Source organism: Nocardia sp. PLKS1-43, assembly GCF_059510335.1.
The window spans coordinates 514,809-535,943 of sequence record NZ_JCAJZQ010000003.1 but is presented as its reverse complement, the minus strand read 5'-3'; the positions used below and the strand labels follow the sequence as shown (position 1 = coordinate 535,943).

Sequence of the window (21,135 nt, the reverse complement as noted above, 5' to 3'; positions counted from 1 at the left end):
TCTCGGTGGTGAAGCAGTGTAGGTGCGGCCGTTGCGGTTCGGTCCCGCCCACGTGGTGAGGGCGGAGAATCGCTCAGAAGCGAAGCTCGCGAACGGTGTCGAGGTTGGAAGATCGGCCGCTCTCCTCGCTCGTATCGGATGAGAAAAGCGGCTCTGACCTGCCGTTGGAGTGGAGCCTAGGGGAATCGAACCCCTAACCCCTGCCTTGCAAAGGCAGTGCTCTGCCAATTGAGCTAAGGCCCCAGAGGGTGGTGTCCGTGCGGACAACCTTGAAAACGGTACCCCTCGGTGGGTGGCGGGGTCAAAACGGGACCGTGGCGGCGGGGGCCGGCACGGTCCGCGTGACCACCTCGCGGATCGCGGCCGGGCTTACCGCGCTCGCCGGTGCAGCCCGAAACCTCGGGCGCCGGGGTGCTCCAGGCCGGGGCGCAGGCGCAGGGACGGCAGCTCGTAATCGCCGCCGTTCTGCGTGCGGTAGGGGATCGGGTCGGTGTCGGCGAGCGTGCGCAGACGTTGTTCCCAGGCCTTGGTGGCATCCGAGAAGTCTTCCGCGGAAACATGATTCGTGCTGTGCATGAGGAACGGGGGCAGGATGTCCATCCCCGTGTAGTACAGGATGCCGTGCTGGATCGGGAAGAGCAGATCCTCGATCGGTCCGTTGATCCCGCGCTCGCTGTAGTGCGATTCCTTGCCGCCGATCGTCACCGACAGCAGGGCCCGCTTGCCCGCGAGCGTTCCCTCCCCGTAGCGGTCGCCGTACCTGTGCTCGGTGTGTTCGCCTACGCCGTAACCGAATCCGGCGGTGAACACGCGGTCCACCCAGCCCTTCATGATCGCGGGCATCGAATACCACCAGAGCGGGAACTGCAGGATCACCGTATCGGCCCAGCGGAGTTTGTCCTGCTCGGCTCGGATGTCGGCGGACAGCGTCCCGGTTCGGTACGCGCTGCGGGAATCGCGCACCACCGCGAGCGGATGTGTTGCGGCGGAACCGAAGTCGTCCGCGTCGACGGTTGCCTTCCAGCCCATCGCGTACAGATCGCTGACGCGCACCTGATGTCCCGCACCGGTCAGCGTGGACACCGCGACCTCGGTCAACGCGCCGTTCAACGAGCCGGGTTCGGGATGTGCGTGAACGATGAACACCTTCATGACTGCCTCCTGGAAATTCGGTCGCTCTCGATGGTGGCGGCCCGGGTGTGCGGTGTTCAGGGCCGCTCGAACCGTCGGACCGGAGTTCCTGGTATCGGCAGGACCACCCGGGGACGTCCGCGGCGTGGTGATACTGGAGGTATGGACGATCTCGCCGACTTCCTGCGCACCCGCAGATCACGGATCGATCCGGCGTCGGTGGGAATCACACCCGATGCCCGTCGGCGGGTCACGGGGTTGCGCCGGGAGGAGATCGCGCATCTGTCCGGGGTGAGCGTGGATTATTACGTCCGGCTGGAGCAGGGACGCGCCCGGCAGCCGTCGGAGCAGATCCTCGACGCACTGGCCCGGGTCCTCGGTTTGAACCAGGTGGAACGCGCGCACCTGCATCGCCTGGCGCACCGTCCGCGGCGCGTGCCCGGCCGCGAGGCGGCCGTCGGCCCGGTTCGGCAGCGTCCGGAACTGTTGCGAGTGGTCGAGCTCATTCCGGACAGTCCCGCGTTCATCGCCGATCAGCACCTGGACGTGATGGCCGCCAACCGGCTCGCCGAACTGCTCTACGGCCGACGCCCGATGCGCGGGATGAATATCGCCCGGCACATCTTCCTGGAAGCCGATGCCCGCGAGCTCTACGCCGACTGGGAGACCTGTACCCGCGACACCGTGGGGCAGTTGCGCCTGGCCGCCGGCAAGGATCCGGACGACCCGCAGCTCACCGCCCTGATCGGTGAACTCGCCGTGCACAGCGAACGGTTTCGCAGACTGTGGGCCCAGGCGGATGTGCGCTGTCGCTCGCACGGCCGCAAACCCTTCGCGCACCCGCAGGTCGGCGACCTGGAGCTGCATCAGGAGAATTTCATGGTTCCCGGCGACAACGGCATCGAACTGGTCATCCTGTCGGCCCAGCCCGGCAGTAAGGCCCACGACGGTCTGCGACTACTTGCCAGCATCGGCGCCACCGACGATCGGGACGAGCCGATTCCACAGCCGCGGCCTACTGCCTAGGTGGTTCGTCCCCGCCGGGAAGGCTTGCGCCAGAGGAACTTCGGACCCTCCTGGGCGCGGTCCGGCGATGACAGTAGGGTGGTCTGCATGAAACTTCTTCTCACCCTGGGTGTCGTCGTCGGTGTCATCTTCGCCATCAACAAGTTCCGCCAGCGCGGCGATGCGGATCTGTGGCACGAGGTGACCACTCGCTGAGCGAATCCGCACAGCGTGCCGGTCGGGCGTGCGGTCTCGCGGGAGACCGCACCAACCCCCGACCGGCTGGAATGAGCCGGATTATTTGCGTTTGTCGGCGGTCAGTTCGCCGCTGACCGCCCAGCTGTCGGCCGGGACCTCGTGAATCCACACCTGTACCGCGTCGGCGGGAATCTGCAGGGCATCGACGAATGCGTCGGTGATCCGGCGCACCAGATCACGCTTGAGTTCGGTGGTGCGCGGGCCCTGCTGCACGGTCACGATGGGCATGATTGTCTCCTCGGGTGAAAATGTTTGCGTTACAAGCCTTTTCGACGTCCAGAGGCGTCTGTTCCGGGGTTCCGGCGGCCTGGGACAAGTTCACCGCGGCCGGCGCGGCGGACCAAGGGCCAGTCCGTGCGCACAGCGATAAGGGTTCGTTATCGATCCTGTTCGATGGTTGATTCGCCCTGTTCGAGCAGGCGTCGCAGGAGCGTCAGCTGGGGTGGCGCGGCGTCCGGGCGTACGGCCAGTCCGACGGGCAGGGTCAGCTCGTGCGCGAACGGCCGGAACGCCACCCGCGAATTGCGCACCTGACGGGCGTTGACCGCGTACACCACGGTCCACATCGGCGAACCGCTCCCGATCGCGGCCAGCGTGTCCTGCAGGGTGCTGGACGCCGGGGCCGGGACCGGGTCGAATCCGGCGTCTCGGCACGCGGCCAGAACCAGATCGACCAGGGCCGGATGATTGCGCCGCTCGGTCAGCCGCAGTGGCAGTTCGGCCAGGTCGGTCAGCGCGATGGTCTCCTGTTCGGCGAGCCGATGGCGGGCGGGGAGCGCGACCATCAGCGGGTCGTGCCAGGCCGGCAGGAATTCCAGGTCGGGACTCTCCCGGGGCACGGGTGCGCGTAGGAAGGCGGCGTCGAGCCGGCCGTCGGACACCTGGGCCAGCCGTTCTCGCACCGGCAGCGACACGAGTTCCACGCGCAGACCCGGCAACCGGTCGGCGAAACCGTCCAGGATGACGTCCAGGCGCTCCCCGAGACCGGTGATCGTGCCCAGCCGCAGCACCTCGGACCGGCCTCCGGCCAGATCGGCCACCACCGCGCGGGCCTGATCGGCGGCCGCGAGGACGTTGCGCGCGGCGGGCAGGAAACGCAGCCCGGCCTCGGTCAGCCGGACCCGGCGCGGCGTGCGGTCCAGCAGGTCCACCTTCAGCTCACGTTCCAGTCGCCGCACCTGCTGGCTGACCGCGGGTTGGGCGATGTGCAGCCGTTCGGCCGCGCGCCCGAAGTGCAACTCCTCGGCCACGGTCACGAAATAGCGCAGCTGGCGCAGTTCCACGCGCGACCTCCTCGATCCTGCGGTGACGACGGCATCATCCAACCACTTCCGGCGGGCGCGACCTGCTGAGACGTTGTGACACAGCACTATCGGGTGGGGCTCGGCGAGGTATCGCCGTATGGTCGTTGACCATGGACCGCGCGGAGTTGTCGACATTGGTGCAGTCGGTCGTGGAGCCGTATCTGCTGGACGGCCCGCGCCGCTACGACCGGGCCGAGGTGGTGCGCCGCTCCGGGGTCCCGCAGGAGCTGAGCGCGCGACTGTGGCTCGCGCTGGGGTTCGCCGCCGATCCGGACGGCACCGCGCTCGAGTACACCGACGCGGATGTGGCTGCGGCACGGGACTTTCGGAGTCTGGACGCGCTCAGCGCCGCCGATGTCCGGCGGCAGTCGGCGGCCGTGCGGACCATGGGGCAGTCGATGGCGCGATTGGCCGAATGGCAGGTCGATCTGGTCGTCGAGGAGATCATCAACCGGATCGCCTCGATCACCGCGCAGGATCCGGACCTTGACCCGCAGGCGGTCGCGAAGGAGGCGACCGAGGAGGTCGTCGGCACACTGCAGCGGTTGCAGGCGTACGCGTGGCGGCGGCATCTGGCCGCTGCCCTGGCCCGGTCGCTGGACGGCCACGGTGCCGGCGAGACCGTGCGCGACCTCGCGGTGGGATTCGCCGATATGGTCGGATACACCCGGTTGACGCGGCATCTGGATCACGACGAGCTGTCGGATCTGCTGGAGACGTTCGAGACCGTCACCACCGAGGCGATCACCGCCAACGGCGGATGGGTGATCAAGAACGTCGGCGACGAGGTGATGTTCGCCGCCGAGACGACCGCTGTCGGCGCGCGCATCGCACTGGATATCCAGGCCGCCGCGGCGGCCCGGACCCAGCGCGGGGAATCCGATGCCACCACCATGCCCGAACTGCGCGTCGGCCTGGCGTACGGGCAGGTGCTGCAGCGGTTCGGTGATCTGTACGGATCGACGGTGAACGTCGCCGCGCGGCTGACGGGCGTGGCCCGGCCGGGCACCGTGCTGATCGACGACGGTGCCGCCACCCAGTTGGCCGGAAGCCCCGAATTCGCGATGCGGCATCTGCGCAGCGTGCGGGTCCGGGGAATCAACCGGCTGCGCTCACATGTGTTGCGCCGCAACGGGCGTGGGTGAAACTCGCGCACTTCTTCGAGGCTGTGCACCGGGTGCGTCCCCGGGCTGCGGCGCTCCGCGCAACCACCTGGAAAATTAGGAGCGGGCCTCGGCGAAGGGGGGGAGTTTGCCGAGGCCCGCGTAGGGTCGGCCCGGGGGGGAGGGGCCGACGTGATTGATCCTACGCGACGATCGGCGATTGTGTGAGTATGAGGGCTGCCACTTTTCCAAAGTTTTTCCAGTGGGCGTGTCGATAGGTCTGCTGGACTGTCGCCGAAGAACCCTCCGTCCATCTCGGACGAATTGGAACCTGTTGCCGGGGAGATGTTTTCGGCTAAAACGGCAGGCGCCTGCCGGTTCGCTGGATAGTCGCTATCGACCGGTCGGTATGCGGATTCGCGACACGGTCGCAATTGAGAAGTACACATTCCGGGCGTGTCCGCGAGGAGCGGGCCGGGCGGTCGAGTAGCGGATTTCGCGGAGTCGGGTAGCCCGGTACTCGCGCATATCGGAAGGCCGGACGAGACGATGGCATCGGCCGCATCCCGCCGGCACCCCCGAGCACCCGCCGGACCCCCGGGATGCGGCCCCTGACTTTCGCCCGCATCGACCGGTCCGTCGAAGCATTCTCCCTGGCAGCGGCGATATCCGAAGAACTTGTCGGTGGTCTGGGCAATACTGGCCGCGAGATCCGCCGATATCCGGTCCCGGCCGGTGGGAACGTCAGGAGAGGTCATGGCCGATGCCATCATCGCCGAGGGCCTGGTCAAGAAGTACGGCCGCCTCGTCGCCCTGGACGGGCTGGACCTGCGCGTTCCCGAGGGCACGGTGACGGCGCTGCTCGGCCCCAACGGCGCCGGCAAGACCACCGCGGTCCGGGTGTTCACCACCCTGCTGACGCCCGATTCCGGTCGCGTCACGGTTGCCGGAATCGACGTCCTGCGCGAGCCGCGGCGACTGCGCTCCCGCATCGGGGCTTCGGGCCAGTACGCGGCCGTGGACGAATATCTCACCGGTTTCGAGAACCTCGAAATGGTCGGCCGGCTGTACCACCTCGGCGTGTCGCGCAGCCGGCAGCGGGCCCGCGAACTGCTGGAGCGGTTCGATCTCGCGGATGCGGCCGATCGCCCGGTCAAGGGCTACTCCGGCGGTATGCGGCGGCGTCTGGACCTGGCCGGGGCATTGGTCGCCAATCCGCCGGTGCTGTTCCTGGACGAGCCGACCACCGGCCTGGATCCGCGCGCCCGGCTGGATCTGTGGGATGTCATCGAGGAGCTGGTCGCCGCCGGTACCACCCTGCTGCTCACCACCCAGTACATGGAGGAGGCGGATCGGCTGGCCGATGCGATCGCGGTCATCGATCGCGGTTCGGTGATCGCCCGCGGTACCGCCGACGAGCTCAAGACCATGGTCGGCGGCGACCGCATCGAGCTGACCGTCGACCACGTCGACAGTCTGGCCGTCGCGCGGGAGGCGCTGGCCGGACTGGCGGTCGGGGAGATCCATGTCGAGCCGGGGCTGCGCCGGATCGCGGTGCCGGTCAGCGATGGTTCCCAGGCCCTGGTAGACGCGATCGGGCGGCTCACCGCTCGCGAGGTCAAGATTCACGACGTCGGGCTGCGCCGCCCCTCGCTGGACGACGTATTCCTCAGTCTCACCGGGCACGAGGCGCGGGAATCCGATGTGGGACAAGATATTTCGGCATCCCGGTCGGCCGGGGACAGTACGGAAGGATCCGCACGATGACCGCTGCGACAGCCGTTTCCGGGGATCCCTCGTCGTTCGAACGCGCGCGCATGCTGGTCAGCGACAGCCTGACGGTCACCAAGCGCAACGTCATCAAGATTCGGCGAGTGCCCGACGTGCTGATCTTCTCGACGCTCTCGCCGATCATGTTCGTCCTGCTGTTCGCGTACATCTTCGGCTCGGCGATCAAGGTCACCGGCACGTCGTACCGGGAGTTCCTGATCGCGGGCATCTTCGCGCAGACGGCCGTGTTCGGTGCGACGTTCACCGGGTCGAGCCTCGCCGAGGATATGCAGAAGGGCATCATCGACCGGTTCCGCTCCTTGCCGATGGCTCCGGCGGCGGTATTGATCGGGCGCACCGTCGCCGATGTGGTGATCAACGTGGTCAGCCTCGTGGTGATGTCGATCACCGGACTGCTGATCGGCTGGCGAATCCGTGGGTCCTTCCTGGACGGTGTGCTCGGCTATCTGCTGCTCCTGCTGTTCGCCTACGCGGTGTCGTGGATGATGGCCGTGGTCGGTTTGCTGGTCCGGGCGCCCGAGGTGTTCAACAACGCGAGTTTCATGGTGATCTTCCCGCTCACATTCATCGCGAACACCTTCGTCCCCAGCGGGCAATTGCCAACGCCGCTAAGGGTTTTCGCGAATTGGAATCCGGTGTCGGCGGTGACGCAGGCGACCCGCGACCTGTTCGGCAACACCGGTTCGCTCACCCCGCCGCCGGACGTGTGGTCCATGCGGCATCCGGTCGTGACCACGCTGATCTGGGTGGTCGTCCTGCTCGCGGTATTCGTGCCGTTATCGCTGCGGCAGTTCGAGCGGACCGTCAGCCGGTGATGCCACACCGAAGCTGAGCAGCGCATACTGCGCGAACTGCGCGGCTGTGACACAGTGGTCGTATGCAGTTGGGCAGTTCCCGCAGGAGCCGGTTGCGCAACCGGTTGATCGTCGCAGTCCTGGCCGCCGTCGCAGGCGGTGCCGCATGGCGGGTCGTCACCCGCCGCCCGCAACTCCCGGCACCCGCCCCCGAGCCGCCCCGTCTCGGCTACAGCACCAACGGCACGCGCCCCCAGCACGCCATCCAGCACTGACCGGGCCGCTTCCCGCGCGGCGGGGCGAATAACACTGCGGGACAAAGAGTTCCGCGAGGAAACCGCACCCACGCATAGTATCCATCGGCAGTTGCGCGTGTCGGCGAGGAAATACCGCCGCATCCGCTGCGGTGCACCGGTGTACGGCAGATCGGCAGCTTCGACGTCCACCGAATCGGTTCGTGCATATCGCGTACGGCGGTGCGGCCCAGTTGGCTGCCATCTTCCGGCAGTGTCCACCGATCCGATTCGGGTGTGCATCCATCTCGCGTCATCGGCGACAGCCGGGCACCTGTACATGGAGAGCTGTCCACGCCACTCGGCGACGAAACTCGCGTGGTACCGACCCGACGCCTGAGCCTTCCCTCGCTCCAGACGACACGCTGAAATTCCGGATAGGCGGAGGAGAGAGGCGCAGGAGCCAGGTGTGCCAACATGTTCGGCGTGACTTCACCGAATCAGACCTCCGTGGCAACGCTGCATACGAACCACGGTGATATCAAGATCTCGCTTTTCGGTAACCATGCTCCGAAGACGGTGCGCAACTTCATCGCTCTGGCCGACGGCAGCGCGGCTTACTCGACGCAGAACGCCGGCGGGACCACTAGCGGGCCGTTCTACGACGGCAGCACCTTTCACCGGGTCATCGAGGGGTTCATGATTCAGGGTGGCGATCCGACCGGAACCGGCCGCGGGGGTCCGGGGTACGAGTTCGGTGACGAATTCCACCCGGAACTGCGTTTCGACCGCGGTTATCTGCTGGCGATGGCGAACGCCGGGCCGGGAACCAATGGTTCGCAATTCTTCATCACCGTCGGCCCGCAGCCGCACTTGAACCGCAAGCACACCATCTTCGGTGAGGTGCAGGGGCCCGATTCCCGCAAGGTCGTGGACTCCATCGCGACCACCGCCGTGGATCGCAACGATCGGCCGAAGGAGCCGGTGGTCATCTCCGGCATCACCCTCGACTGATTTCCTTCGCCCGGGATGAGCGGTCCGATTTGCGAGGGTAGCGTGCAGTTACCGCCCTCGCGCCGCTCGAAGTCGATGAACACGGAGTTTCGTGAATCCCCAACCGCCCGCACCGACCTGTTTCCGCCATCACGACCGGGCCACCGGTCTGGCATGCACCCGGTGCGGGCGGCCCGCCTGTCCGGAATGTCTGCGCGAGGCCGCCGTCGGACAGCAGTGCGTGGAATGTGTGGCCCAGGGACAACGTGACGTGCGGCAGGCGCGCACTCCCGCGGGCGCACCCGCCCCGGCACGGCCCACACCGTATGTGACCTATGCGCTGATCGCGCTGAACGTCGCGGTGTTCGTGATCACCGCCGTGCAGGCGCACAGCGTGGCCGCCAACAGTTCGTCGAATCTGTTCTACGACTGGGTGCTCGCGCCGCGCGCGGTGGCCCGGGGCCAGTGGATTCGCGTGGTCGGGGGCGCCTTCCTGCACTACGGCCCGCTGCATCTGGTCGTGAACATGTTCGCGCTGTATCTGCTCGGGCGCGATGCGGAGACGGTGCTGGGCCGGTGGCGTTATCTGGCGATCTACCTGACCGCACTGCTCGGCGGGGCGGCCGCGGTGATGTGGCTGGCCCCGAACGATGAGACCGCGGGTGCGTCGGGAGCAATCTTCGGGCTGTTCGGCGCGCTGACCGTGGTACTGCTGCGGCTTCGGCGCAGTCCCACCCAGATGCTGGTCGTGATCGGGATCAATCTGATCATCAGCGTTTCGGTGCCCGGCATCTCGCTGTGGGGGCATCTGGGCGGCCTGGCCGCGGGCACGCTGGCCACGGTCGGGCTGTTGTACGGGCCGCAGTGGTTGCGGGTTCGCACACCGGAGACCGGACTGCGGGCCGGGTGGGCCGCGGTGGTGCTGGTCGCGGTGCTCGCGCTCGTGCTGATCGGCGCGGCGGCGGCCTCAATCGGTTCCTGACCCGGCGGATCAGTGCGCGGCGAGGCCGTGCGCCACGAGCGCGTCCATGACGTCCTGGGGATGAACGCCCAGATCCCAGCGGCCGAAGATGAGCAGCCGGTCCTCGCCGTTGTGCTCGACGTCGATTTCCAGATTGGGTGATTTGCGCCCGAGCCGCCGGAAACTCACCACCCGCGCACGCAGGATCCGCTCCGGCGGATACTCCACCGCGCCCAGCAGCCCGCGCACGACCAGCACAGGGCGTTGACCGGGCACGATGGTAATTCGCGGGCGTTGCCGCAGGCCGAGTGCGGCCAGCCCGAGCAGCAGTATCGCCGCGAGGCCGACCAGCAGCCGGCTCGGCGCGTCGCCGGTGAATATCGCGGCCCCGGCCAGCACGATTCCGCCCACCGCGGCCGTGACGAGGGCCATGGGCGGAGTGGACCATTGCAGCCGGGACACCGGTTCGGATGCCGTCACGATCCCCACTCGCTCCTCGAGTTGTCCACAGGCTCATCCACAGGTGTGCATGAATAACACAGGTGTAAGCACGTTTCGTGCGAGGTCAGCGCCACCGCATCGTCATGACGAGGCCGACGACCATGAGTCCGAAGCCGATCAGGAAGTTCCAGGCGTCGAGGTGGGCCATCCAGGTCAGCTTGTCGCTGGCCAGGTAGTACACGATCAGCCAGGCCAGACCGGCCAGCATGAAGCCGAGCATGACGCTGACATACCAGACCGAGGAGGGGCCGCCCTTGATCTTGACCGGGGTGCGACTGGCAGGGTTGATCGTATGATCGGTCTTCTTGCGGACCTTCGACTTGGGCATGACGTCCTCGTATTCGGGTGCGGGTCGTACCGGCGGGGGCATGCGCGCGCGACGCCCGGCTTCGCCGGTCTGCCCTCAGGCTATCCCAGCTGGGTGTACGCGCGCGGCTCGCGGTGCTCACCCGAGCGTCGGGTAGAGCGGTGCGCAGGGTATTCGCGCGACGCCGGATCCGGCACCCCGTAGGCTTGCGCCATGCGTGTACTGGTCGTCGACAACTACGACAGCTTCGTGTTCAACCTGGTGCAGTACCTGGGCCAGCTGGGCGTCGAGGCCACGGTGTGGCGCAACGACGATCCCCATGTGGCGGACCCGGATCGGGTCGTCACCGAATTCGACGGCCTGCTGATCAGTCCCGGGCCGGGAACCCCGGATCGCGCCGGCGCGAGTATCGAGCTGGTGCGCGCCTGCGCTCGCCATCAGGTTCCGCTGCTCGGAGTCTGCCTCGGGCATCAGGCGATCGGTGCGGCGTTCGGCGCGACGGTCACCCGCGCCGCGGAGCTGCTGCACGGTAAGACCAGTTCGGTATTCCACGTCGGCGCCGGTGTGCTGGCCGGTCTGCCGGATCCGTTCACCGCGACCCGCTACCACTCGCTCACCGTTCTCGAGGACACCCTCCCGCAGGAGATCGAGGTGCTCGGCCGGACCGAGAGCGGCATCGTCATGGCCATGCGGCACCGCACCCTGCCCATCCACGGCGTGCAGTTCCATCCCGAATCGGTGCTCACCCAGGGCGGGCACCGAATGCTCGCCAATTGGCTCGAGATCTGCGGTGAGCGTCCGGCCGAACCGCTGATCGAGACGTTGGAGGCGGAGGTCGCGGCGCTGGTGTGAGCGAAGCATCGACACACCGCGTGCCGCACCGGACGGGCTCGGGTGCGAGCGAGACGAAATCATGAGTGACAACGGCGACCGGCGGCCGTACGTGTTGCTGTCCGCGGCGGTCAGTCTCGACGGTTATCTCGACGACGCGAGCCCGGACCGGCTGCTGCTGTCCAATCCCGCGGATTTCGACCGGGTCGACGCGGTGCGCGCGGATTCGGACGCGATCCTGGTCGGCGCGCAGACCCTGCGCAGCGACAACCCCCGGCTGCTGGTCACCGATGCGGATCGTCGCGCCCGGCGGATAGCCGCGGGAAAGCCGGAGTACCCGGTGAAGGTCACCGTCAGCGCGAGCGGCGATCTGGACTCGGGCCTGCGCGTCTGGCATCACGGCGGAGACAAGCTCGTCTACACCACCGACGTCGGCGCGGCCCGGCTCACCGACCGCCTCGCGGGCCTCGCCGAGGTTGTATCGCTCGGTGCCGCAATCGATTTCGGCGAGCTGCTGGACGACCTCGGCCGCCGCGGCATCACCCGCCTCATGGTCGAGGGCGGCGGGCAGATCCACACCGCCTTCCTGGCCGCCGACCTCGCCGACGAACTCCTGCTGGCCGTGGCTCCCATCCTGGTGGGAGATCCCCGGGCCCCGCGCTTCCTGCACCCGGCCCCCTACCCGGGCGGTTCCGGCCGCAGAATGGACCTGGCCGATGTGACCCGCGTCGGGGATATCGCTGTATTGCGTTATCTGCCCAGGGGACAGCGCACCGGTACTTGAACCAGTCCGCTGTTCGCGGAGCAGAATGGAGGTGGCCGATGGCCGGCCGGCGGTATCGCGCCGGTCGCTCATCTGCCGAGGACATCTGAAGCAGTTCGCTGCTCGAAGGGAAATGCCGGCGTGACAACCGATTTCGGGGTACGGGTACGCAATACCGGGAGGTGCCGACTTGTCCGGTGACGAACAGGCGCGGCGGGCCCGGATGCGGCATGCCATCGAACTTGCCCGGCTGTGCCCGAAGAGTCCGGGAGCGTTCTCGGTGGGGGCGGTGATCGTCGACGAGGACGATGTCGAACTCGCACACGGGTATTCGCGCGAGACCGACGAGAAGGTGCATGCCGAGGAATCCGCGTTGAACAAGCTCGGCGACGATCCCCGCCTCGCGCACGCGACGCTCTACAGCACGCTGGAGCCGTGTTCGCAGCGGGCGTCCAAGGATCGGGTGCCGTGTACCGATCGGATCCTGGCCGCCGGAATCCGGCGGGTGGTCATCGCCTGGCGGGAGCCGTCGACCTTCGTCGCGGACTGCGTGGGGGTGGAGAAACTGCGGGAACACGGCGTCGAGGTGATCGAGCTGGCCGATATGGCCGAGGAGGCCATGTCGATGAACCGCCACCTCGAACTCGACTGAGGCCACCTCGTCGCGGCCGAATCGGATTGTGCGCGAACCGCTTTCACCGGCCCGCCGTCACGGCGGGCCCAGCACCCCCATGACGATCGTTATCGTCGCATCCTTGGAGATCGTCGAATTCGCCTTCGGCTGCTGATCGATGATCCGGCCGACGCTGCCGGCGTCGAAGGTGCCCTGGGTGGTCTGGCTGATCTGGCCGACGCCGCCGGTCCACCCGGCCGCACGCAATTTGTCCACGGCCTGTGCGGAGGTCAGTCCGGCCAGATTCGGCATGGTGATCTGATCGCTGGACACCTGCACGGTCACGGTCGAGCCCTTGTCCGCCATCGACCCGCCCGGCGGATCGGTCGCGATCACCTCGCCGCTCGGCCGCGAGGAGGGCACCCGCTGCACGACCACCTTGAAACCGCTGCTGGCGGTCAGATTCGGCTCGGCCACGGTGAGCTGCTGACCCACCACCTGCGGCACCCGCACCTGATCCGGGCCCTTGCCCAGGGAGATGGCGACCTTACTGCCCGCGTCGATCTTCGATCCCTCGGGCGGATTCTGGTTCACCACCTTGTCCTTGTCCTCGACACTGGACGCGTCGTGACCGATGTTCGGATCCAGCTGCAACCCGAGCGCGGTGAGTTGCTGTTCGGCCTGCTGCTGGCTCAGCCGGGCCAGCCGGGGCACCGGGATCTGCGCCGGACCGGTCGACACCTGCACGGTGACGGTGCTGCCCTTCGGCGCGCGCGAACCGCCCAGCGGCTGCGTCTCGATGACGTTGCCGCTCGCGGTCTTCGCGTCGGACTTCTGCTGAATCGCGACCGAGAAGCCGTCCTTCTGCAATTCGTCCTGTGCCTGGGCGACCGGCTTGTTCGCCAGATCGGGGATGCCGACCTGGTTGAAACTGCTTCCGGGGCCGAGGAAAACCCAGTACAGCGCGGCCAGCACCACCACGACACCGGCGGCGATCCCGCCGATCAGCATGTTGCGGCGCGGATCGCGCGGGCGGGCGGCAGCGGAGTCCTCGGCATCCTCCTCCGGACGCGGTGCGTCGACCGCGCCGAGGAATGTCGTGCGATCCTCCTCGGTCATCACCGTCGGCGCCTGCGGTTTCTGCCCGCCCAGCACGCGGATCAGGTCCGAGCGCATCTCCGCGGCGGTCTGATAGCGGTTCGCCGGGTTCTTGCTCATCGCCTTGAGCACGACCGAATCCAGCTCGCGCGGCACGCCCGCGTGGACGTTGGAGGGCAGTTGCGGATCCTCCCGAACGTGCTGATACGCCACCGCGACCGGTGAGTCGCCGGTGAAAGGCGGCTCGCCGGTGAGGATTTCGTACAGCACACAGCCGACCGAATAGACGTCCGAGCGCGCGTCGACCTGTTCGCCGCGGGCCTGTTCGGGCGAAAGATATTGCGCCGTACCGATGACCGCCGCGGTCTGGGTCATCGGATTGGAGCTGTCGGCAATCGCGCGGGCGATGCCGAAGTCCATCACCTTCACCGCGCCCTGCCGGTTGATCATGATGTTGGCGGGCTTCATATCGCGGTGCACGATGCCGTTCTTATGGCTGAAGTCCAGTGCCGCGCAGACGTCCGCGATGATCTCCATCGCACGTCGCGGGGCCAGCGGACCGCCGCCGCGCACCATATCGCGCAACGTCTCGCCGTCCACGTACTCCATCACGATGTACGGCAGCGGACCGCCGTCCACCTCCGCCTCGCCGGTGTCGTAGACCGCGACGATGGCCGGATGGTTCAGCGCGGCGGCATTCTGCGCCTCGCGTTTGAATCGCAGATAGAAGGTGGGGTCGCGGGCGAGATCCGCGCGCAGCACCTTGATGGCGACATCGCGGCCCAGTCGCTCGTCCCGGGCCTTGTGGACTTCGGACATTCCGCCGAATCCGATGATCTCGCCGAGCTCATAGCGAGAAGACAGATTCTTCGGGGTGGTCATGGCAGTCCTTGCGAGGAGGTGTCCGGCGGGCTGACGTCGGTGTACTGGTTGTGCGAGTGGTGATTGGAGTAGCTGTTCTGGCTGTACCCGTTCTGGCTGTACCCGTTGCCTCCCGGAACACCCGGCAACGATGGTATGTCCACCGAGGGATATGTCGAGTCATCCGTGGCCCATGGCGGCAGGTTCGAATGATGCCGCCCGTTGGTCGTCGTGGTGGCCCCGTCGGTGGTCGTGGTGGCGCCGGTGGTCGTGGATGGCGCGGTGGTCGTGGTGGTGGGCGGGGCCGTCGTGGTGGTCGCGGCCGGCGGGACCACACGCCTGGTCGTGGTCGGTTCGTCGGTGGTCGTGGTCGGTTCGGCCGTGGTGGTCGTCACCGGGGCGGTGGTGGAATGGGTGACCGCCGGTGTGACCGACGGCTGCGGTGGGCTGCCGCTGAGCAGGACCCACGCCGCCGCACCGCCCAGCAGCAGCGCGCCGATGCCGAGGCCGAGCAGCCACTTGGTGGTGCGGCTCATGCCGGGTTCGTCCTCGTACGGCAGATCGTCGTCCGGATGGCCGGGCATCGCGCTGGTCGCGCCCGCCGGACGCGCCGCCGGCCGGGGCGGATTCGAGTAGCGATCCTCGTAGTCGCGGGGCAGGACCGTGGTCGCGCCGGTCGGCGGCGGCAATACCCGCGCCGCGCCGCCCTGCGGCGTCGAACCCATGGCGCGTGGCATCGGGGGACGTCGCCCGGACCGCACCGCCGCCACGGCGTCGGCGAACTCCCCGCCGCTGCTGTAGCGCCGCGTCGGATCCTTGGCCATGGTGATCTCGATCAGCTCGCGCACGTTCGGCGGCAGATCCGAGGGCATCGGCGGCGGAGTGTCGCGGACGTGTTTCATCGCCACGGTCAGCGCGCCGTCACCGCTGAACGGGCGATGCCCGGCCAGCGCCTCGTACCCCACCACGCCCAGGGAGTACACGTCACTGGACGAGGTGGCGTCCTCGCCGGTGGCCTGTTCGGGCGCGATGTACTGGGCGGTGCCCATCACCATGCCGGTCTTGGTGACCGGTGACGCGTCCACTGCCTTGGCGATGCCGAAGTCGGTGATCTTCACCTGACCGGTCGGCGTGACCAGGATGTTGCCGGGTTTCACGTCGCGATGCACGACGCCCGCGGCGTGGGCCACCTCGAGTGCGCGGCTGGTCTGCTCGAGCATGTCCAGGCCCTGCACCACCGAGAGGCGGCCGAGCCGGTTGAGCACCGCGTTGAGCGGTTCGCCCTGCACGAGTTCCATGACCAGATAGGCGGTTTCGCCGCCCTGCGGGTCCAGGGTTTCGCCGTAGTCGTAGATTCCGGCGATACCCGGATGGTTGAGTTGTGCGGTCGTCTTCGCCTCGGTCCGGAACCGATGCCGGAACGTGGGGTCGGCGGAGAATTCGGCCTTGAGCACCTTGACCGCCACCCGGCGGTCGAGCCGGGTGTCCAGCGCCTCCCACACCTGGCCCATACCGCCGGTGGCGATCAGGCGTTGCAATCTGTATCGGTCCGCGATCATCGCACCGTTGGTCAGCATGGGAGCCCCCGTAGGCCGTACTTCGTCATCGTCGTTCAGCTCCCCTGCAGACCGGCCTCGAGCACGGCTCGTCCGACGGGGGAAGCCACGAAACCTCCGGTGCCCTTCAGGCCCATGTTGCCGCCGTTCTCCACGACGACCGCGATGGCGATCTTCGGGTTCTGCGCGGGTGCGAATCCGATGTACCAGCAGTGCGCCGGTGTGGTGCCGGGATTGGCGCCGTGCTCGGCGGTGCCGGTCTTGGAGGCGATCTGGAAGGGAGTGGTGTTGCCCTGGTACGTGTTCTTCTCCGAGTCGATCATCATGCTGGTCAGCGTCGAGGCCACCTGGGGGCTGATCGCCTGCCCGACCGACACCGGTTTGGTCTTGGAGAGTTCGGACAGGTCCGGGCCCTGGGTCTGGTCCACCAGATGCGGTTCCATTCGTACGCCGCCGTTGGCCACGGTGGCCGCGACGACCGCGTCGTCCAGCGGGGTGATGGCCACGTCGCGCTGGCCGATGCTGGTCTGCGCGAGGGAAGCCTCGTCCGGGATGGTGCCGACGGTGCTGTCGGCCACCGGCATCGGGACGCCCGAATGGGTGCCGATGCCGAACGCCGCCGCGGTGTCCTTGAGTTTGGCCGCGCCCACCTTCATGCCGATCTGCGCGTACGCGGTGTTGCAGGACAGGGCGAAGGCCTCCTCCATCGTCACGGTGGCGCCGTTGCCGCAATGTTCGCCGTCGAAGTTCTCCAGCGTCGTATTCGTGTCGGGCAACGTGATTCGCGGGTCCGCGGTGAACTGGTCGGTGGTCTGGACGCCCGAGGCCAGGGCCGCGGCCGAGGTGATCACCTTGAAGGACGAGCCCGGCGGATAGGTCTGCGAAATGGCGCGGTTCAGCAGCGGCTGCTTCTGATCCGAGCTGAGCTGCTCCCAAGCCTTGGTGCTGCTCGCGCCGTCGTGGGTGGACAGCTGGTTCGGGTCGTAGCTCGGCGTGGAGACCATGGCCAGGATGCGGCCCGTACTCGGTTCTATGGCGACCACCGAACCGGTGTACCCGTTCTTGGTGAGCTGATCGTAGGCGACCTTCTGCATCACCGGGTTGATGGTGGTGACAACGTTGCCGCCGCGGGGGTCGCGGCCGGAGATGAGGTCGATCAGGCGGCGGCCGAACAGTTTGCTGTCCGATCCGTTGAGCACCGAATCCTCGGCGAGTTCGAGTTCGGTGCGGCCGTACTGCATCGAGTAGAAGCCGGTCACCGGCGCGTATGCCATCGGATCGGTCGGGTAGGTGCGCAGGTACTTGTACCGGTCGTCGGTCGACACCGAACTGGCCAGCACCGTGCCCGAGGCCGAGATCTGCCCGCGCTGACGGGAGTATTCGTCCAGCAGCACACGGGAATTGCGCGGATCGCTGCGCAGGCTGTCGGCCTTGATCACCTGGACGTAGGTGGCGTTGAGCAGCAGAGCGACGGTCATCAGCATGACGGCCATGGCGACGCGGCGCAGTGGTGTGTTCATGCCGGTTCCCCCTTCGCCTGGTGGCTCGAGTCGGTACGCAATATCGCGGTCGGCGGATTGCCGATCGCCGCGGTTTCCTTCCTCCGGCCCGGCGCCGGTGCGCGAGCCGCGTCGGAGATCCTTATCAACAATGCCAGCATTGCGTACTCGGCCAGCAGCGCGGATCCGCCGTATGACAGAAAAGGCGTGGTCAGGCCGCTGCGCGGAATCATTTTGGTGACGCCGCCCACAACTACGAACACCTGCACGGCGATCGTGCAGGCGAGTCCGGCGGCCAGCAGCTTGCCGAAGCTGTCCCGTACCGCGAGTGCCGTGCGCAGACCGCGCACCACCAACATGGTGAACAACACCAGCACCGCGGCCAGCCCGATCAGCCCGAGTTCCTCACCGGCCGTGGCGATGACGAAATCGGTCTCGGCGAAGGGCACTTGATCGGGACGCCCGTTACCCAGCCCGGTACCGGCGAGCCCGCCGGTGGCCAGTCCGAACAACGACTGCGCGATCTGGTAACCGGTGTTGTTGTAGTCCGAGAAGGGGTGCAGCCAGGTGTGCAACTGCGCTCGCATCGGTCCGAATGTGTTGTAGGCGAAGATCAATCCGATGATCAGAAGTACCCCGCCGACGACGAGCCAACCCACTCGTTCGGTCGCGATGTACAGCAGCGCCAGTACGGTGCCGAAGACCAGCAAGCAGACGCCCAGATCCCGTTCGAATGCCAGCACCGCGACGCTGACCGCCCAGACCAGTACGAGCGGGCCGAGATCGCGCAGCCGCGGCAGCTCGACGCCGAACGCGTGCCGGCCGGCGGCGGTGAACCAGTCGCGTTTGGACACCAGCAGCGCCGCGGCGAACACGATCAGCAGGATCTTCGCGAATTCGACCGGCTGGACGGTGAAGCCGGGTAAGCGCAGCCAGATCCTCGCGTGGTTGGTCGTGGCGAACCGTTCCGGCAGCACCGCGGGCAGCAGGAGCAGCACCAGGCCGAACGCCCCGAGTGAGTAGTTGTAGCGGGCCAGCGCGCGGTAGTCGCGCAGCATGACCAGCACGGTGGCCAGCAGCAGAATTCCCGCCGCGGTCCACAGCACCTGGCGGTCGACGTCGGGGGAGGGAACCGGCAGTGAGTTGGTGCGCGCGGTCTGTGCCGCGGCCAGATCCAGGCGGTGGATCAGCACCAGGCCGAGGCCGTTGAGCAGGGCCGCGATCGGCAGCAGCAGCGGATCGGCGAACGGCGCGAAACGTCGCACGGCCAGATGGGCGACCGCGAACAGCGCCAGATAGGCCAGCGCCAGTTCGGCGCAGTCGCGCCAGGCGCCCTGATCCTGGGCGGCCTCCACCAGAACCAGTGCGACAGTGGTCACGACGACCGCCGTCCCCAGCAGCAGAAGTTCGACATTGCGACGAGTCGAGGGCGGTGGCGCAGGGGCGAACCCGCCCGGAGGACTCGGGAAGGCCCCCGCCGACAGCGGTGCCGGAGCGGACATCAGTCCGCCTTCCTGCAGTTCTCCCCCGGAGTTTGCGGGGCCTGCGACGCGGTCGTCGGCGTGGCGGGCACGGTGGTGGTCGGGACGGGCGCGCCGGGGTGTCCGTCGCCGCTGGCCGGCGCGGGCGTGGCGGGCGCCGGCGTGGCGCCGTTCGGAGCGGCGGGGGTGGTGGTCGTCGGAGTCTGCGCGGGCTGCGGGGTCGAGACGGGGGTGGTGCACGCGGGCAGCAGATCCTGCTGAGCGAGCTTGGCGAGCTGGCGGCGGGCGTCGTCGAGGGTGCCCGGGGGCAGGCCGTTGTTCACCTTGTCCCGGCCGGTCTGCTCGAGGTCGGCGACCTGCAACTGCCGGCAACCGGACGTGAAACTCTCACCCGGAGCGGCCAGGCCCAGCTCACCGTCGCGCTGCACGCACGCGATCTGGTTCACCTCGTGGATCGAGTAACCGAGCACCGAACCGGGCAGTCCGCGCACGATCACGACGTTGCCGTTGTCCGCACCGACGTAGTAGTTGTTGCGAATCATCTTGTAGCCCACCACGAGTCCGACCGCGACCGCCGCGATCAGCGCGAGGGACAGCAGGATCCAGCGCAGTTTGTGACTCTTGCGGGGCTCGGGCGGTTCCTGGGCCACCGTGGCGCGCCGCGGGGCCGACCGCGGTGGGCGCATCGCCGCGGCGCGGCCGGCGGCGGTGTTGGGCGGCGGGGTGTCCTCGTCCTCACCGGAGGCGGCGCCGGCCACGATCGGATGACTCTGGCCGTAGTCCAGATCGATGACGTCCGCGACGACGACGGTGACGTTGTCCGGGCCGCCGCTGCGCAGGGCTAGTTCGATGAGGCGATCGGCCGCCTCATCGGTGTTGCCCTCCCGCAACGTATTTCCGATCGTCTCGTCGCTGACCACGTCGGACAGGCCGTCCGAGCAGAGCAGATAGCGATCGCCCGCCCGCGCCTCCCGCATGATCAGCGTGGGGTCGATCTCGTTGCCGGTCAGCGCCCGCATGATCAGGGACCGCTGCGGATGGGTGTGCGCCTGCTCGGGTGTGATCCGCCCCTCGTCGACCAGCGACTGGACGAACGTGTCGTCGCGGGTGATCTGGGCCAGTTCGTTCTCGCGGAACAGGTACGCACGCGAATCGCCGATATGCGCCAAGCCGAGTTTCTTGCCCGCGAACAGGATCGCGGTGAGCGTGGTGCCCATGCCGTCCAGTTCGGGCTCTTCCTCGACCTGGTCGGCGATGGCGGCGTTACCCGCGTGCACCGCGCGATCCAGCTTGCCGAGCAGATCGTCGCCGGGCTCGTCATCGTCGAGATGCGCGAGTGCGGCGATCATCAATTGGGAGGCGACTTCACCGGCGGCATGGCCGCCCATTCCGTCGGCCAGCGCCAGCAGGCGCGCACCGGCGTAGACGGAATCCTCGTTGTTGCCTCGGACGAGTCCGCGGTCGCTGCGCGCCGCGTAACGGAGAACAAGTGTCACGATCGCAGCTCGATCACTGTCTTACCGACACGGACGGGGGACCCGAGCGGAACCCGCACCGGGGTGGTGACCTTCGCGCGGTCGAGATAGGTCCCGTTGGTGGAACCGAGATCTTCGACGTACCAGTCCTCGCCTCGCGGCGAGAGTCGCGCATGCCTGGTCGAGGCATAGTCATCGGTGAGTACCAGCGTGGAATCGTCGGCGCGCCCGATGAGCACCGGTTGGGTGCCCAGGGTGATGCGTGTGCCGGCGAGTGAACCTTGAGTCACCACTAGATACTTGGCGCCCTTCTGGCCACGGCTGAAGGATGGCAGCACCGCGGAACCGCGTGCGGCCCGGGGCTGGATCCGGATGCCGGATGCCGCGTAGATGTCGCTGCGCAGGGTTCGGAGCACCGCCCATACGAACAGCCACAACAGCAGTAGGAACCCCGCACGGGTCAATTGCAGGATCAGTCCCTGCACGGTGCTCCACCTCCTGTTCCGGCCGATGTGGGTTCGTCGGTCCGACCCCCAACCGGCTTGCTGGTCAGCACGGACCTGCCGCCGACCGACGG

General features: G+C 67.7%; 22 protein-coding genes and 1 tRNA gene. 11 read left to right on the top strand and 12 right to left on the bottom strand.

Annotated features, from left to right (window positions below; all coding sequences use genetic code 11):
* Window positions 1-170 precede the first annotated feature (170 nt).
* Window positions 171-243, bottom strand: a tRNA-Ala gene (locus AC5WS7_RS14260).
* A 126-nt stretch (window positions 244-369) separates the two neighbouring features.
* Entirely contained in the window at window positions 370-1,152 is a 783-nt protein-coding gene (locus AC5WS7_RS14255; protein ID WP_495954939.1) for an NAD(P)H-dependent oxidoreductase, read from the bottom strand.
* A 141-nt stretch (window positions 1,153-1,293) separates the two neighbouring features.
* Between AC5WS7_RS14255 and AC5WS7_RS14250 the strand changes: the two genes are divergently transcribed.
* Together AC5WS7_RS14250 and AC5WS7_RS14245 are read left to right on the top strand one after the other, a co-directional pair.
* Window positions 1,294-2,157 (top strand): helix-turn-helix transcriptional regulator, encoded by an 864-nt coding sequence (locus AC5WS7_RS14250; RefSeq protein WP_495954938.1) that lies wholly within the window; start codon window positions 1,294-1,296, stop codon window positions 2,155-2,157.
* Between the two features lie 87 nt (window positions 2,158-2,244).
* The gene (locus AC5WS7_RS14245) at window positions 2,245-2,352 is read left to right on the top strand and encodes a DLW-39 family protein (protein ID WP_218008718.1); all 108 of its coding nucleotides are present in this window, start codon (window positions 2,245-2,247) and stop codon (window positions 2,350-2,352) included.
* A gap of 81 nt (window positions 2,353-2,433) precedes the next feature.
* On the opposite strand, the gene dmpI is transcribed toward AC5WS7_RS14245, so the two are convergent.
* Together dmpI and AC5WS7_RS14235 are read right to left on the bottom strand one after the other, a co-directional pair.
* Window positions 2,434-2,622, bottom strand: coding sequence for a 4-oxalocrotonate tautomerase DmpI (gene dmpI, locus AC5WS7_RS14240; protein WP_495954937.1), 189 nt, complete (start codon window positions 2,620-2,622; stop codon window positions 2,434-2,436).
* A 149-nt stretch (window positions 2,623-2,771) separates the two neighbouring features.
* Entirely contained in the window at window positions 2,772-3,677 is a 906-nt protein-coding gene (locus tag AC5WS7_RS14235) for a LysR family transcriptional regulator (RefSeq protein WP_495954936.1), read from the bottom strand.
* A gap of 131 nt (window positions 3,678-3,808) precedes the next feature.
* Here AC5WS7_RS14235 and AC5WS7_RS14230 point away from each other — a divergent pair, with 131 nt between their 5' ends.
* From AC5WS7_RS14230 to AC5WS7_RS14205, 6 genes are all read left to right on the top strand, one after another.
* Window positions 3,809-4,843 (top strand): adenylate/guanylate cyclase domain-containing protein, encoded by a 1,035-nt coding sequence (locus AC5WS7_RS14230; RefSeq protein WP_495954935.1) that lies wholly within the window; start codon window positions 3,809-3,811, stop codon window positions 4,841-4,843.
* A 714-nt stretch (window positions 4,844-5,557) separates the two neighbouring features.
* Window positions 5,558-6,568 carry an ATP-binding cassette domain-containing protein gene (locus AC5WS7_RS14225; RefSeq protein WP_495954934.1) on the top strand — a complete coding sequence of 337 codons (1,011 nt, stop codon included), beginning with the start codon at window positions 5,558-5,560 and terminating at the stop codon, window positions 6,566-6,568.
* Entirely contained in the window at window positions 6,565-7,407 is an 843-nt protein-coding gene (locus AC5WS7_RS14220; protein ID WP_495954933.1) for an ABC transporter permease, read from the top strand. Before AC5WS7_RS14225 ends, AC5WS7_RS14220 begins: the two co-directional genes overlap by 4 nt.
* Before the next feature lie 62 nt (window positions 7,408-7,469).
* Window positions 7,470-7,661: a hypothetical protein gene (locus AC5WS7_RS14215; RefSeq protein WP_495954932.1), complete on the top strand. Its 192-nt coding sequence runs from the start codon at window positions 7,470-7,472 to the stop codon at window positions 7,659-7,661.
* A gap of 444 nt (window positions 7,662-8,105) precedes the next feature.
* A complete protein-coding gene (locus AC5WS7_RS14210; protein ID WP_495954931.1) occupies window positions 8,106-8,633 on the top strand; it encodes a peptidylprolyl isomerase in 528 nt (175 codons plus the stop codon).
* A gap of 91 nt (window positions 8,634-8,724) precedes the next feature.
* Window positions 8,725-9,594: a rhomboid family intramembrane serine protease gene (locus tag AC5WS7_RS14205; protein WP_495954930.1), complete on the top strand. Its 870-nt coding sequence runs from the start codon at window positions 8,725-8,727 to the stop codon at window positions 9,592-9,594.
* Between the two features lie 9 nt (window positions 9,595-9,603).
* Here the strand turns inward: AC5WS7_RS14205 and AC5WS7_RS14200 are convergent, their stop codons facing one another.
* Complete coding sequence (locus AC5WS7_RS14200) at window positions 9,604-10,005, bottom strand: PH domain-containing protein (RefSeq protein ID WP_495955179.1); 402 nt, start codon at window positions 10,003-10,005, stop codon at window positions 9,604-9,606.
* 133 nt (window positions 10,006-10,138) lie between these two features.
* On the bottom strand, window positions 10,139-10,402 hold the full coding sequence (crgA, locus tag AC5WS7_RS14195) for a cell division protein CrgA (protein WP_495954929.1): 264 nt from the start codon (window positions 10,400-10,402) through the stop codon (window positions 10,139-10,141).
* A 192-nt stretch (window positions 10,403-10,594) separates the two neighbouring features.
* On the opposite strand from crgA, the gene AC5WS7_RS14190 reads away from it, so the two are divergent.
* The 3 genes from AC5WS7_RS14190 (at window position 10,595) to AC5WS7_RS14180 (ending at window position 12,627) form a co-directional block, all read left to right on the top strand.
* On the top strand, window positions 10,595-11,233 hold the full coding sequence (locus AC5WS7_RS14190; RefSeq protein WP_495954928.1) for an aminodeoxychorismate/anthranilate synthase component II: 639 nt from the start codon (window positions 10,595-10,597) through the stop codon (window positions 11,231-11,233).
* Between the two features lie 61 nt (window positions 11,234-11,294).
* Window positions 11,295-11,996 carry a RibD family protein gene (locus AC5WS7_RS14185; RefSeq protein ID WP_495954927.1) on the top strand — a complete coding sequence of 234 codons (702 nt, stop codon included), beginning with the start codon at window positions 11,295-11,297 and terminating at the stop codon, window positions 11,994-11,996.
* A 169-nt stretch (window positions 11,997-12,165) separates the two neighbouring features.
* Window positions 12,166-12,627 carry a dCMP deaminase gene (locus tag AC5WS7_RS14180; RefSeq protein ID WP_495954926.1) on the top strand — a complete coding sequence of 154 codons (462 nt, stop codon included), beginning with the start codon at window positions 12,166-12,168 and terminating at the stop codon, window positions 12,625-12,627.
* 57 nt (window positions 12,628-12,684) lie between these two features.
* Here AC5WS7_RS14180 and pknB read toward each other — a convergent pair whose 3' ends face one another.
* The 6 genes from pknB to AC5WS7_RS14150 are packed head-to-tail and all read right to left on the bottom strand — an operon-like array spanning window position 12,685 to window position 21,043.
* A complete protein-coding gene (pknB, locus tag AC5WS7_RS14175) occupies window positions 12,685-14,568 on the bottom strand; it encodes a Stk1 family PASTA domain-containing Ser/Thr kinase (RefSeq protein WP_495954925.1) in 1,884 nt (627 codons plus the stop codon).
* Window positions 14,565-16,124, bottom strand: coding sequence for a protein kinase domain-containing protein (locus AC5WS7_RS14170; RefSeq protein WP_495954924.1), 1,560 nt, complete (start codon window positions 16,122-16,124; stop codon window positions 14,565-14,567). The genes pknB and AC5WS7_RS14170 overlap by 4 nt, the downstream gene beginning before the upstream one ends.
* A gap of 35 nt (window positions 16,125-16,159) precedes the next feature.
* On the bottom strand, window positions 16,160-17,623 hold the full coding sequence (locus tag AC5WS7_RS14165) for a peptidoglycan D,D-transpeptidase FtsI family protein (RefSeq protein WP_495954923.1): 1,464 nt from the start codon (window positions 17,621-17,623) through the stop codon (window positions 16,160-16,162).
* The gene (locus tag AC5WS7_RS14160; protein ID WP_495954922.1) at window positions 17,620-19,104 is read right to left on the bottom strand and encodes an FtsW/RodA/SpoVE family cell cycle protein; all 1,485 of its coding nucleotides are present in this window, start codon (window positions 19,102-19,104) and stop codon (window positions 17,620-17,622) included. Before AC5WS7_RS14160 ends, AC5WS7_RS14165 begins: the two co-directional genes overlap by 4 nt.
* Window positions 19,104-20,579 (bottom strand): PP2C family protein-serine/threonine phosphatase, encoded by a 1,476-nt coding sequence (locus AC5WS7_RS14155; protein WP_495954921.1) that lies wholly within the window; start codon window positions 20,577-20,579, stop codon window positions 19,104-19,106. The genes AC5WS7_RS14160 and AC5WS7_RS14155 overlap by 1 nt, the downstream gene beginning before the upstream one ends.
* Window positions 20,576-21,043: an FHA domain-containing protein FhaB/FipA gene (locus tag AC5WS7_RS14150; protein ID WP_067663506.1), complete on the bottom strand. Its 468-nt coding sequence runs from the start codon at window positions 21,041-21,043 to the stop codon at window positions 20,576-20,578. Before AC5WS7_RS14150 ends, AC5WS7_RS14155 begins: the two co-directional genes overlap by 4 nt.
* Between the last annotated feature and the right edge of the window lie 92 nt (window positions 21,044-21,135).